At 47.1% G+C, this 12921-nt stretch carries 15 protein-coding genes and 1 rRNA gene; 1 reads left to right on the top strand and 15 read right to left on the bottom strand.

What is annotated here, in order from left to right:
• Window positions 1-77 precede the first annotated feature (77 nt).
• The 5 genes from rsmA to metG all read right to left on the bottom strand — a co-directional run bounded on the left by rsmA (window position 78) and on the right by metG (window position 5635).
• A complete protein-coding gene (rsmA, locus tag KNP96_RS15935; protein WP_029332205.1) occupies window positions 78-956 on the bottom strand; it encodes a 16S rRNA (adenine(1518)-N(6)/adenine(1519)-N(6))-dimethyltransferase RsmA in 879 nt (292 codons plus the stop codon).
• On the bottom strand, window positions 953-1510 hold the full coding sequence (gene rnmV / locus KNP96_RS15930) for a ribonuclease M5 (RefSeq protein WP_088838386.1): 558 nt from the start codon (window positions 1508-1510) through the stop codon (window positions 953-955). The genes rsmA and rnmV overlap by 4 nt, the downstream gene beginning before the upstream one ends.
• 69 nt (window positions 1511-1579) lie before the next feature.
• Complete coding sequence (locus KNP96_RS16885) at window positions 1580-2860, bottom strand: 3D domain-containing protein (RefSeq protein WP_214771748.1); 1281 nt, start codon at window positions 2858-2860, stop codon at window positions 1580-1582.
• Window positions 2857-3624 (bottom strand): TatD family hydrolase, encoded by a 768-nt coding sequence (locus KNP96_RS15920; RefSeq protein WP_088835968.1) that lies wholly within the window; start codon window positions 3622-3624, stop codon window positions 2857-2859. The genes KNP96_RS16885 and KNP96_RS15920 overlap by 4 nt, the downstream gene beginning before the upstream one ends.
• A gap of 58 nt (window positions 3625-3682) precedes the next feature.
• Entirely contained in the window at window positions 3683-5635 is a 1953-nt protein-coding gene (metG, locus tag KNP96_RS15915) for a methionine--tRNA ligase (RefSeq protein ID WP_214767919.1), read from the bottom strand.
• 341 nt (window positions 5636-5976) lie between these two features.
• Between metG and KNP96_RS15910 the strand changes: the two genes are divergently transcribed.
• Window positions 5977-6273: a transition state genes transcriptional regulator AbrB gene (locus KNP96_RS15910; RefSeq protein ID WP_012368944.1), complete on the top strand. Its 297-nt coding sequence runs from the start codon at window positions 5977-5979 to the stop codon at window positions 6271-6273.
• Between the two features lie 41 nt (window positions 6274-6314).
• Here KNP96_RS15910 and rsmI read toward each other — a convergent pair whose 3' ends face one another.
• The 10 genes from rsmI to rrf all read right to left on the bottom strand — a co-directional run.
• A complete protein-coding gene (gene rsmI, locus KNP96_RS15905; protein ID WP_214771745.1) occupies window positions 6315-7172 on the bottom strand; it encodes a 16S rRNA (cytidine(1402)-2'-O)-methyltransferase in 858 nt (285 codons plus the stop codon).
• On the bottom strand, window positions 7169-7423 hold the full coding sequence (locus KNP96_RS15900; RefSeq protein WP_088835965.1) for a GIY-YIG nuclease family protein: 255 nt from the start codon (window positions 7421-7423) through the stop codon (window positions 7169-7171). The genes rsmI and KNP96_RS15900 overlap by 4 nt, the downstream gene beginning before the upstream one ends.
• The gene (locus KNP96_RS15895; RefSeq protein ID WP_088835964.1) at window positions 7416-8153 is read right to left on the bottom strand and encodes a tRNA1(Val) (adenine(37)-N6)-methyltransferase; all 738 of its coding nucleotides are present in this window, start codon (window positions 8151-8153) and stop codon (window positions 7416-7418) included. Before KNP96_RS15895 ends, KNP96_RS15900 begins: the two co-directional genes overlap by 8 nt.
• A gap of 49 nt (window positions 8154-8202) precedes the next feature.
• Window positions 8203-8565 carry a DNA replication initiation control protein YabA gene (gene yabA, locus KNP96_RS15890; RefSeq protein WP_029332197.1) on the bottom strand — a complete coding sequence of 121 codons (363 nt, stop codon included), beginning with the start codon at window positions 8563-8565 and terminating at the stop codon, window positions 8203-8205.
• A complete protein-coding gene (locus tag KNP96_RS15885; protein ID WP_029332196.1) occupies window positions 8562-9392 on the bottom strand; it encodes a PSP1 domain-containing protein in 831 nt (276 codons plus the stop codon). The genes yabA and KNP96_RS15885 overlap by 4 nt, the downstream gene beginning before the upstream one ends.
• A 6-nt stretch (window positions 9393-9398) precedes the next feature.
• A complete protein-coding gene (locus KNP96_RS15880; protein WP_088835963.1) occupies window positions 9399-10391 on the bottom strand; it encodes a DNA polymerase III subunit delta' in 993 nt (330 codons plus the stop codon).
• Window positions 10391-10720 carry a cyclic-di-AMP receptor gene (locus KNP96_RS15875; RefSeq protein ID WP_029332194.1) on the bottom strand — a complete coding sequence of 110 codons (330 nt, stop codon included), beginning with the start codon at window positions 10718-10720 and terminating at the stop codon, window positions 10391-10393. Before KNP96_RS15875 ends, KNP96_RS15880 begins: the two co-directional genes overlap by 1 nt.
• Window positions 10717-11355 (bottom strand): dTMP kinase, encoded by a 639-nt coding sequence (tmk, locus tag KNP96_RS15870; protein WP_088835962.1) that lies wholly within the window; start codon window positions 11353-11355, stop codon window positions 10717-10719. The genes KNP96_RS15875 and tmk overlap by 4 nt, the downstream gene beginning before the upstream one ends.
• On the bottom strand, window positions 11352-12773 hold the full coding sequence (locus KNP96_RS15865; RefSeq protein ID WP_088835961.1) for an aminotransferase class I/II-fold pyridoxal phosphate-dependent enzyme: 1422 nt from the start codon (window positions 12771-12773) through the stop codon (window positions 11352-11354). Before KNP96_RS15865 ends, tmk begins: the two co-directional genes overlap by 4 nt.
• Before the next feature lie 68 nt (window positions 12774-12841).
• A 5S ribosomal RNA gene (gene rrf / locus KNP96_RS17015) occupies window positions 12842-12921 on the bottom strand; the annotation flags it as partial.

Raw genomic sequence — 12921 nt, 5'->3', positions numbered from 1 at the left:
ACCTCACTAATATTTATTATAGCATATTAATTAAATATTAGAAAGGGCAAATATTATATCTTTTCTTCCCGCTACCGTCAACGTTTTTTAATCGGCAAAAGTGCGTCCGCGAGCTGTGCGAATTCCTGCAAGCTGAGCGTTTCACCACGACGTCTTGGGTCGATACCTGCTTCATGCAACGCGGCTTCGACAGCTTCTTTTTCTGCTTTTCCGAAGTGGCTCGACAAATTATTTAAAATCGTTTTCCGGCGCTGGGCAAAACTCGCACGCGCAACTTCGAAGAATAATTTTTCATCTTTCGTTTGGACGGCCGGCTCTTTTCGGATGTTCAAGCGGATGACAGCCGAATCGACGTTCGGAGCGGGAATGAAGACTTGCTTCGGCACCGTGAAACAGACTTCCGCTTCCGCATAGTATTGAATCGCAATCGATAATGAACCATACGCTTTTGTACCTGGTTTCGCACCGATCCGTTCCGCGACTTCCTTTTGAATCATCATGATGAGTGTCCGGAATGGTGCTTTCGCCTCTAATATCCGCATGATGATAGGTGTTGTGACATAGTACGGTAAGTTTGCGACGACCGCAAGATCCGTAATTCCTTCTTGTGTGAACTCCTCGTTGACAATCGTTTCGAGATCCAGTTCAAGTGCATCTCCATGGATGATTTTGACGTTCGGATAAGGTGAGAGCGAATCATCTAAAATCGGTAACAGCCGTTGGTCGATTTCAAGGGCGACGACTTTTTTCGCCTGTTTCGCGGACTGTTCCGTCAACGACCCGATTCCCGGTCCGATCTCAAGAACACCGCTCTCCTTTGTTAACGAAGCAGCGCCGACAATGTTCGCGAGTACGTTCAAATCGATTAAAAAGTTTTGTCCTAAGGACTTCTTAAATGAAAATCCGTGTCGCGCGAGGATTTCCTTCGTCCGGTGTAGTGTTGCGATGTCTTTCAATCTTGTTCCTCCTCTAACTGTCTCAGTGCAGCTTCCCATTCCTCTTTTGTGATCCGAATCGAAGCGACGCGTTTGACGAGTTGTTTCGCATTCGGTTCACCGATTGCGAGCAACTGTCCGAGCCGACGTCTGCGTGACGATGCTGATGGACCACCGATTAAGTCTGCTGCAAGTATCATATCCCGTGTCACTTCTGCGACATGGACTTCTTCTGTTTCATAAACGGCTGCGAGTGCACGTTCGATTGCCTGCGGTGAAGCATGCTCGACACCGATTTTACCGCGTTTATCTTTTGCGTCCGCACGTGGCAGATAGGCTTGTTTGCATCCCGGAACACGTTCATTGATACGTGCGCGAATCCGGTCACCCGGAAAGTCTGGATCCGTGAAGACGATGACGCCTCGGCGTTCGAGTGCTTTTTCAATTCGTTGTAACGTTTGCTCATTGACGGCAGAGCCGTTCGTTTCAATTGTATCGACATTGAATACTTCCTGTAGTCGTGTCGTATCGTCACGTCCTTCGACGACGATGACTTCTTTTAAGCGTTTTTGCATCAATTCTTCTCCACCTTCTTCAAACACTTCCGTAATTGTACCTGTTTCCACGAAAAAAACAAGGAAGCGTCAACTGCCCGCTTCCGTGCCCGACTCATTCGGAATGACCCAAAGCTTGACGGTCTTCCGCCCGAACGTCTTCGCCGTCTGTTCGTCACTGACGAGGACATCAATTTTATTGCCTTTAATGGCACCGCCCGTATCGAGCGCGACCGCCAGTCCGACCCCCTCGACATACACTTTCGTCCCGAGCGGAATTACTTTCGGGTCGACGGCGACGATCGGTAACCCTTGATAGGTGATTGTATCCGTGACATCGTACCCCGTCGCTGTCAATGCGCGCCCATCATACAATTGACTCCCGTTCGATGCCGGGTCATTCGTATAGGCCGTCGCCTCGACCATCAGCGTCTTCGCATTCTTGAAGTCTAAGTCTGCCGTGACTTCCGGTGCGACCGTCAATGGCGTCGTTGCCTCCTCTTCATTGAAGACAGGTGCCGGTGTTTCTACTCGTTCAATCGGTTTTGTTCCGACTTTAATGATTTGTTTCACCGGTTCACTCGTTACTTCATCGGTCAGTAACTTCTTCTCTTTACTGAGCCCGTCAGCGAGCGTCAATTCGTACTTTTGGGTCCGGATTCCAGGACGCCCCGTCGTCGTTACAAGTTGTTGTCCTTTCGGTAATGTCGGATCTTCTACTTGCTCGACATCGAACGGAAGCAACTGTTCTTCCGTTAAGGTCGCCCGTCGCGTCGTATTGACGGTGACGAGCGTATCTTCCGAGACAACGGTATCAAGGCTCGGCGCAACACGGTCTGTTGCTTGTAACGTCACTCCTTGTTTCGCAAGGAGCTCACGGACGGTCGTTTGGTACGTATAGACTTGACTGGCTCGTCCTCCGATGACGATGTCAACCGGAAATGCTTCACGGAATCGGACTGTCATCCCGGTCGTCAAGACGGCATGAATCGAAGGGTATACATCATCGGTATCGGCTTGGACGATGCCACGTTCCTTCAATAAATCCGATACAAGACGAGCATGTGTCCGAACCGTCTGTGCTTGCCCGTATCCGACAATCATCGTAATTTCTTTTGCACGTTGGATGACAATCAAACCATTCTTTGGTAAATCCGCACTGCGCGAAGGTTCGATGTTATCCTCCGCTCGCACTTCGATTCCATTTTCACGTAAGACACCATAGACTGATGTTTCTATCGTCTTGACGTGTTGTTCTTGTCCGTCAATCATGATAGTGACGTCACGCGGATGATTCATCGCCAAGTAGATTAGAATCGCAATTAACAATAAGGCACACCCTGTCGCGATATAAGAGAACGAACGCATCATGGTAAACGGAAGACCCGCTTCGCGTTTTCTGTTGTCGCTTGTTCGATATCGGCATACATCATGCCACGCAGTTGCGCGATTTCTTCCGCCACGAACCGGACGTACGCCGGTTCATTCCGTTTGCCGCGGTATGGTGTCGGTGTCAGGTAAGGACAATCTGTCTCGACGAGTAACCGATCAAGCGGAACTTCTTGAGCGACACGTTTTGGCATCTTCGCATTTTTAAACGTTACCGGTCCACCGAGCGAAATATAAAAGTTCATCGCTAGGCAACGGGGTAAGAGCTCGGCACTCATGCTGTAGCTATGGAGAATCCCACCGACTTCTTTCGCGTCTTCTTCTTCGAGAATACGTAACGTATCTTCCGTTGCTTCCCGGTTGTGAATGACGATTGGCTTATTCTTTTTCTTCGCGAGTTGAATTTGTTTACGAAACGCAGCTTCCTGGACATCTTTTGGTGACGTATCCCAGTGATAATCAAGACCAATCTCACCGAGGGCGACGACTTTCTCATGGTCCATGAGGCGCTCGACTTTCGCGTACGCTGCATCGTCGAAATCGATTGAATCGACGGGATGCCAACCGATGACGGCATACAGATCATCATACTGTTCAACAAGTTCCATCGCCCGGTCGATTGTCTTATGATCGAATCCGACGACGATCATTGGTGAGACTCCGTTCGCGCGTGCGCGTTCAATCGTTTCTTCGACGTCTCCGTCGAACTGATCGGAATTTAAATGTGTGTGTGTATCGATTAACAATATCCTCAACTCCTTTTTCAAAAAAATGCCTGTGACGTGAAGTCCACAGGCATCCGAATTATTTTACACTGGCACCGTTCGCCATCGTTGACGGGACGGTCGCTAGTTCAAGTTTACCTGATTTTTCAGCCGCAAGCACCATACCTTGCGATAATTCGCCACGGAGAGTGACCGGCTTCAAGTTCGCGACGACGATGACCTTCCGACCGACCAGGTCTTCCGGCTCGTACCATTCAGCGATGCCTGAAACGATCTGGCGTGTTTCTTTCCCCATGTCGACCGTTAACTTTAACAGTTTTTTTGCTTTTTTGATTTTTTCTGCTGTGACGACTTCGCCGACACGCAGCTCAATTTGATCAAAGACATCAATTGTCGTTTCCGGACGAACATCCTCATCTGTTTCTTCGACTTCTTCTTCCTCAACTCGGGCAGCAGATGCCTGTTGCATCATTTCGACGATTGCTTCAACTTCCTCTTTCATGTCGCGGCGCGGGAAAATCGGTTCAGCAATCCCGACTTTTGTTCCTTCTTCAATCGACGCGAACTGTGCGAGTGCTTCCCAGTTCATCGGCTGACCAGCAAGACCAAGCTGACGGAACATCTCGGTCGGAGATTGTGTCATGAACGGTTGCAACATGATCGCGACGTGACGCAGCGTTCCGACGAGGTGGACCATGACCGAGCCGAGTTCATCCGTCTTCGTTTCGTCTTTCGCGAGTACCCACGGTTGTGTCTCGTCGATATATTTATTCGCGCGACTGATTAATTGCCAGACGTGCGCTAAGGCAACCGAGAATTCCATATGCTCCATCGAAGCCTCGACCTTCTCGACTGTTTCTTTCGCAAGCGTCGACAATGTCGCATCGAACGGCGTGACATTTCCCGCATAGGTCGGGATGACCCCATCAAAGTATTTCGTGACCATCGCAATCGTCCGGTTGAGTAAGTTCCCGAGATCATTCGCGAGATCGAAGTTCATCCGCTCAACGAATGCTTCGGGTGTGAACATCCCATCTGAGCCGAAAGGAACTTCGCGTAAGAGATAATAACGAAGAGCATCAAGACCATAACGGTCAATCATCGGAATCGGGTCAACAACATTGCCTTTTGATTTCGACATCTTCCCATCTTTCATCAACAACCAGCCGTGCGCGAAAACTTGTTTCGGCAATGGGAGATCGAGTGCCATCAAGAGTGCCGGCCAAACGATCGTATGGAAACGAACGATTTCTTTTCCGACGAGATGAACGTCTGCTGGCCAGTACTTGTCGAAGTTCCCTTGATCATCCGTTCCGTAACCGAGTGACGAGATGTAGTTCGTCAAGGCATCAACCCAAACGTAGACGACGTGTTTCGGATTCGACGGGACTTTAACGCCCCAGTCAAATGTCGTCCGTGAGACGGCGAGATCTTGGAGACCTGGTTTAATGAAGTTGTTGATCATTTCATTCTTCCGTGATTCCGGTAAGATGAATGATGGGTTCGCTTCAAAGTATTCGACTAAACGATCGGCATACTTACTAATTCGGAAGAAATAACATTCCTCACGAACAAGTTCGACGGGATGGCCGCTATCTGGGCTTTTTCCATCCACTAACTGCGATTCCGTGTAATACGTCTCGTCCGGAATCGAATACCAGCCTTCATATTCACCAAGATAGATATCACCTTTTTCGAGTAATGTCTCAAAAACGTGTTCGACGACTTTCTTGTGGCGTGGTTCTGTCGTTCGAATGTAATCGTCATACGAGATGTCGAGACGATCCCACAGGACTTTAATCTGCTCGACGACACCGTCGACGAATGCTTGTTCAGAAATACCTGCTTCAGCTGCTTTTTCCTGAATTTTTTGTCCGTGTTCATCCGTTCCTGTTAAGTAACGTACATCGAATCCTTGAAGACGTTTATAACGCGCCATCGCGTCTCCTGCGACCGTCGTGTACGCATGACCGATATGTAGCTTCGCGCTAGGATAATAAATCGGTGTCGTGATATAAAATGTTTTTGACATGTTATTCCTCCGTTCTATTGTTCATTCCATTATTATACGCTGTTCTATCGCCGCTGTCGAAACTCGTTTTTTGTCGAATCAAAACATTTTTTGACATCAGACATCAAATTACAAAAAAACACACTCAATAGTTTGAATTCCTTTAAAAAGGGAAAATCTATTAATAAATCGTTTCAATTATGGCTTTTTTGAGAAATAAATGACATTTTGATTTCAAGCTATTCGGATTGGTTGACTACTTTTGGAAAGTTTAGTATTCTACATTCTATAGAAGTGATGTCGAATTTTGACGATTTTTAAAAAAATACAGAGACTTAGACATCCAGAGGAGGAACAACAAAATGAAATCAACAGGTATTGTACGTAAAGTAGACGAGCTCGGCCGGGTAGTCATTCCAATTGAACTTCGCCGCACACTCCAAATCGCAGAGAAAGATGCACTCGAAATCTACGTCGATAACGAGCAAATCATTCTTAAAAAATACAAACCAAACATGACTTGCCAAGTTACTGGTGAAGTATCAGAAGATAACTTCAAATTGGCAGACGGAAAATTAATTCTCTCTCCAGACGGCGCACAACGTGTCCTCGTTGAGTTAAAAGATTTCCTCGATCGTCATTACGCAGGAAACGAATAAAACCAAGAAGGAAGCGCGCCGATTCGGTACGCTTCCTTTTTTCATTTCGATTCGTGATAAGACAGGTATAAGGCTTGTCGGTCAAGTCCCCGTTCCTTCGCAACACGCTTTAACGCCGCATTCGGTTTTTCACCGTCTGCGATATACCGTTCGATTTGATCGAGTGGATCTGCCTCTTGCTGGATTTCACTCGGACGTTCTTCCGTCGTTCCTTCGACGATGACGACAAATTCGCCCCGGACCTCTTCTGACGCCCAGTCTAACGCTTCCGTCACCGATCCACGAATGTATTCTTCATAACGTTTCGTCAATTCACGGGCGAGCGTGAGTTGGCGATCACCGAGTATTTCGAGGACACCTCCAAGCATTTCCTTTAGCCGATGGGGTGCTTCATAAAATATCAATGTTCCTTGCTCATAACGTAACGTCTCGAGTGCTTCACGCCGCTCTTTTTTCTTGCGTGGTAAAAAGCCGTAATACAAAAAATGTTCCGTCGGTAGACCTGACGCGACGAGGGCCGTCAATGCCGCATTCGCACCCGGTAAGACGACGACCGGAATGTCTGCTGCAATCGCGAGTCGGATTAAGTCGCTCCCCGGATCGGAAATCCCGGGCATTCCAGCGTCGGAGACGAGGGCGACCTGTTTCCCCGACAATAAGTCTTCGAGCAGCCGTTCACCGCTAACTTGCTTATTGTGTTCGTGATAACTGACGAGTTTCGTGTCGATTTCAAAGTGATTGCACAATTTCATCGTCTGGCGTGTGTCTTCTGCCGCGATGATATCGGCCTCTTGTAAGATGCGGACGGCTCGATACGTCATATCCTCTAAGTTCCCGATTGGCGTCGGTACGATATATAAGCCGTTCGTCTGATCCTTAAAACTGCTGGTCGCCTTCATGACGTCCCTCCTTGAATAAGCTGTTCTTTTTTCGCACGCGTCAATTGTTTGATCGCATACTCGCGTTTCAGCGCTTCCGATTTCGTTTCAAACGTCTCTGTGTACGCAAGGACGACCGGTAGCCGCGCCCGTGTGTACTTGGCACCCTGCCCCGTGTTGTGCGTCGCAACACGCTTCTCGACATCGACGGCATATCCCGTATACAGACTCCCATCGCGGCAACGCACGATATACACCGCATGCTTAGACATTCAGATGTTCCCGCATTTGTAAGGTATACGTGTCATCTTGCTCGTAGACGATGAACGGGGGTAACACCTTCAAGCCCGGTTTTGCATCCTTGATGCCTTCAATCAACAGCATATTCGCTTCTTTCCCTGCCTTCGGATAAATCAATTGCATCCGCTTCGGCTCAATCCGGTACTGACGCATCAGCGTCACGATGTCGAGTAGACGTTCCGGACGATGGACGAATGCCGTTTTCCCGCCTTGTTTAAGTAAGTCGGCGGCTGAACGAATGCAATCTTCAAGTGTACATAACACTTCATGCCGGGCAATCGTATAGTGTTCACTCTCATTTCGGTTCGATGATTCATGTGCTAAAAAATACGGCGGATTGCAGGTCACGACATCATAGGCACCGTATCCGAGTTGTTTCCCGGCCGTTTTGACATCCCCCTCAATCATTTGGAGCTGTCCCGCTTTTTCGTTCAACTCGATACTACGGCGTGCCATCTCGACGAGGCGCGGTTGAATTTCGAGTCCCGTGATCGTTCCGTTCGTCCGGTACGATAAAAAGAGCGGAATCGCACCGTTTCCGGCACACAAATCGATCAACTTACCTTGGCGGATCGGGACCCAGACGAATTGCGCGAGTAACGCGGCATCCAGTGAATACGAAAAGACGGTCGGACTTTGAATGATGCGACCGTCTCTTCCGAGGAGATGATCGAGTCGCTCATCTGGTAATAATTCAAGCATAGGTGTCTTCCTTTCTGAAAAAAAGACTGACTCCTAGGAAGTCAGCCTCTCAATGTTTCGTTAACATGGACAAGCAGAACAGGCAATCCCCGTCTTTACGGACTTGACCGTAGTGCAAGTTACAAATGTGGAATCCTTCTTGATAGAGGCGACCGAGGTTATCGTATCCGGCACCTACTAACGCTTCGGCTTCCGCTTCTTCTGTAATCGGTTGTTGTTCGTCTCGCTCCACCTTCTCACGCAGGTGATGATTTTCGAGGTAGAGGTGTTGATTTTCCTCCATCATGTAAGCAAGCTGATCTTTTAATACGCTCAGATGCTCAGTCAGCAAATGAATCTGTTGCTCGATCGCATCGACACGCGTAATGATTTCTTTTTTATCGACTCTCTCCACGCGTATGCACCCCGTCATTCTTTTGGTCGTTTTTGTTTTACGGCACCGACGGATAACAATTCTTCCATCGAATAAGTCAGAACGCGGGAACGGTCTTTCAGTTCAATTTGAACTACTTGATCGAGGATGTTCAATCCGACGACACGACCTTCGCCTTCTGGTACAGTCAGACGTTTTCCGTAATCCGGTAGATCACGTCGCATTTCTTCATACGTATCGTTCTCGTATTTCAAACAGCACATTAAACGGCCACAGACCCCGGAAATTTTCGTTGGGTTCAGTGATAAGTTTTGATCTTTCGCCATCTTGATTGAGACCGGCTCAAATTCACCTAAGAACGATGAACAACAAAGGACACGGCCGCACGGACCGATTCCACCGAGCAATTTCGCTTCATCACGAACTCCGATTTGGCGCAACTCAATCCGTGTCCGGAAGACTGCTGCTAAATCTTTAACGAGTTCCCGGAAGTCGACGCGACCTTCCGCTGTGAAGTAAAAGATGACTTTATTACGATCAAACGTATATTCGACGTCCACGAGTTTCATATCGAGCTTATGTTCGCGAATCTTTTCGACACACACTGCATGTGCATCAAGTGCTGCTACTTTATTTTCACGGACGATCATTGCATCTTTATCATCAGCAATCCGAAGAATTGATTTTAATGGTAAGACCACATCTTCCTCGTCCATTTGTTTATCGGCGATTACCACTTCGCCATATTCAATGCCCCGTACTGTCTCCACGATGACGGCTTGTCCTCGTGATAATGACTCTTGTCCAGGTGCAAAATAATAAATTTTGCCCGCTTCTTTAAAGCGAACGCCTACTACTTCTAGCATATCGCTCTACCCTTTCTGTAAGTCAAACATGAGACGCTCAACTGTTAATTGAGGATTAACATTCGCTTCGACCCGTTTGACGGCTGCAAGTACTGCCTGCAACCAGCGGGTGATCGTCGCCTGACTCTTTCCACCCATCTGCTCAAGTAATGGTCGGCTATTCGTATACGTAATGATCTCCCATGATGGATTCAACTTCAGATGCAAGGCATCTTCGAAGAAACATGTCACGAGTTCTAGACCAATCCGGACGTCTTGCCGATTCTTAAATTGGTTAATCCACTTCTCTTGAACGAACAAAGGCAAATCTGCCGGACGATTCGCTAATTCCTCCATCAATTGTAACACTGACGCTCGCGCATTTACAAACCAGTCTTCGATTAAGGCTTGCTCCGCATCATCAATTTTTGAGTAGACGCGAGCTGCAAGTTGGGTTAACTCCGCATCTCGAGACGTTTTATCCGATAAAACTTGTCCAATCATCACACGATCGGCCGGTCGAAAACTTAACAGTTGTCCACGAGAACGAATCGTCGGTAATAACAGTTGCGGTTGATTCGTTAGTAGAATCGCTACTTTTCCTTCGCCCGGTTCTTCGAAGAACTTCAATAAACTATTCGCTGCTTGCGGAGTCATCCGGTGCGCTTGCGTCACGACATAGATTTGCCGATCCCCTTCTAACCCCCGAAGTGACAAGTCATGCATCAATTGCTGGATTTGTTCTTTTTTGATGGTTGCCCCATCTGGCTCAATCTGGTAGTAATCGACAAGGTTTCCGCTATCCATCCGTCGACAGCTTCGGCATTCATTACACGGCTCTACTTGATCTTTCCGCTCACAAAATAAACTCTTGGCGAACAATTGAGCCGCTTCCAAAAGAAGCGGCTCATAGTCTCCCGTAAAGATATAAGCATGATTGATTCGATTTGCTCGTAAAGAATTTTGAAGAATCGTCGAGATGACAGATTGTGTTTGTTCGAGCTCATGAAATGTCCGCATCAGAACTGATGAAACCCTTCAATCGGCAAGACAAAGACTGTCGCGCCTCCGACTTGAACTTCAACCGGATAGGGAATATACGAGTCGGCGTGTCCTCCCATTGGGGAGATCGGCGAGACCATTTGATCGCGGCTCGAACAATTTTTCTTGATCAAACGCATCAAATCGTCAACACGTTCACTTTGAACCCCAATCATGAATGTCGTGTTACCTTCTTTTAAAAAGCCGCCCGTCGTCGCAAGTTTGGTTGCCCGAAAATCATTTTCAACAAGCGCTTCTGCTAAACGTAAGCTATCTTTATCTTGAACAATCGTAATGACCATTTTCATGATAATCTCTCCCTTTTCTTCAAATAGGCTAACACATCTTCTAACAATAGCGACTGGACCGCTTCAATCGATTGATTGGCGTCAATCAATCGAATGCGTTCCGGTTCTGACGCGGCTAATGATAAAAAGCCATGATAGACACGCTCTCTGAATGCATCATCACGTTGCTCGATCCGGTCAAGCGCCCCTCGTTCAATCATTCGTCTTTTCGAGTCCATGACCGTCAAGTCAAACAAGTACGTTCGATCAGGGGTTAATCCTCCTGTTGCTTGCTGATTGACGTTACGGATCTGTTCAATTGAATACCCGAGTCCATATCCTTGATACGCAATCGAGGCATCAACGAAACGATCACATAAAACGACAGTCCCAGCTGTAAGTGACGGACGAATCAATTCATTGACGTGCTGCGCCCGTGACGCCGCATACAATAAAATTTCTGTCATTTCATCCATCTCCGTGAAATCTGGATTCAGAATCAACGAACGGATTTCATTCCCAACGCGTGTGCCGCCTGGCTCTCGTGTCATGATGACCTGATAACCCTCTTTTTTTAATGCTTCTGCCATCAATTGAAGCTGTGTCGTTTTTCCTGCGCCATCTGGTCCTTCGACTGTAATAAACGTTCCCTTCATTCAACAAACCCTTCCTCTATGACACGCAACGTACCTTCTTGCAAAGACTCTCCACCCTGAAGATGGACGGATGCGGCTATATGATGCTCAATACATACTATCTGTTCTTTTGTCACACGCTCTCCTCGCAACAAGACTGGAATACCTGGCGGATATGGAATAATCGTTTCAAGTGCAATCTGACCAATCGTTTCACGAAGCGGAAGATTCCGATATTCCCTCTCCTCTAACTGATCCAGTGGGCAAGCGAGTGATGATACTTTTATTTTACCCATAATTGATTGCTCGATATACCTTTTTGAGGGAATTCCTTTCATTTTCAACTTTTCAATCGCATCTTTTACCTGTGTTAACCACTGAGTTCGGACAGTTTCCGATAACTTATGAAGAGGTAAAATGCAGACGACAAATGAAGCTAAAGCAAACTCTGCATCTATTTTTTCATTGGCTAATGCATCGAGTAACTGTTCTCCGGAATAGTCCTCATAGGAAAGAATCACGCGTGACCAATCATCAAAAGTAAAAGCATGCATTCCATCTAGTCCGTCGAGTTCGTCTTTGAACAGTTGATGACTGTTCCGGACCTCTTCCATCTCATCAATCGTCCACTGCTGTCGATAGTATCGAGCATAATCGAGCGAAGCCATGATGAGATACGAAGGGCTTGATGTTTGAAACGACTGGAGTGCATGGTGGAGCTTACGACGTTGTACGTCCGTTAATCGCTCATGAATCCAAGCCCCCATCGTTAATGCCGGTAACGTCTTATGAGCAGATTGGACGACAGCTGTAGCACCCTGTTCAAAAGCTGAACGGATTCCAACTGCTTCTCCAAAATGTGCACCATGTGCCTCATCAACTAATAATGGTATTTTATAACGTGCTGTCACTGCTACGATTTCTTCGATAGCTGCTGTTTCTCCATAGTAACTCGGTGAAGTTAAAAATACCGCGACTCCACCCGGATAAGATGTTAACGCTTCCTTTAATGTTTCACGTGAAACATTGCCGGCGATTTGTGTTTCTTCATCATACTCAGGGCTCATGAAGATTGGAGACAATCCTAACCATTCGAGTGCATTAAAAATCGACTTATGTGAATTTCTCTGAACGTAGACGCGATCTCCTCGTTTAGTCACAGCCGCAAGCATTGCCCAGTTACCACTTGTTGAACCATTGATTAAAAAATGACTATCTTCCGAATCATAGACTTCACGCAACAATACTTTTGCTTCTAGAATCGCTTCTGTCGGATGGTGAAAATCATCTAAGCCAGCTAGTTCTGTTTTATCCCATTCCAAAAAACTAGGTAGACCTAATACGATTGATCCATTTTTATGACCAGGAACGTGCCAAGATGTTGCCTTACGTTCGACATGTCGCTTAAGTGCCTCAATGATTGGAAGCTGACTTTTCATGAAATACACCTCTTGTTTTTAAAATACAAAAGACCGACCTGCAAGATGCAGATCGGTCCTTTTCAATTGCCTGGCAACGTCCTATCCTCACAGGGGGAAGCCCCCAACTACTTTCGGCGTTCAAGTGCTTAACTTCCGTGTTCGGCAT

The sequence above is a fragment of the Exiguobacterium sp. s133 genome (assembly GCF_018618595.1).
GTDB classification, from domain to species: domain Bacteria; phylum Bacillota; class Bacilli; order Exiguobacteriales; family Exiguobacteriaceae; genus Exiguobacterium_A; species Exiguobacterium_A oxidotolerans.
Note: the sequence above shows the minus strand (reverse complement) of the source record. Positions and strands in the feature narration are given on the sequence as shown.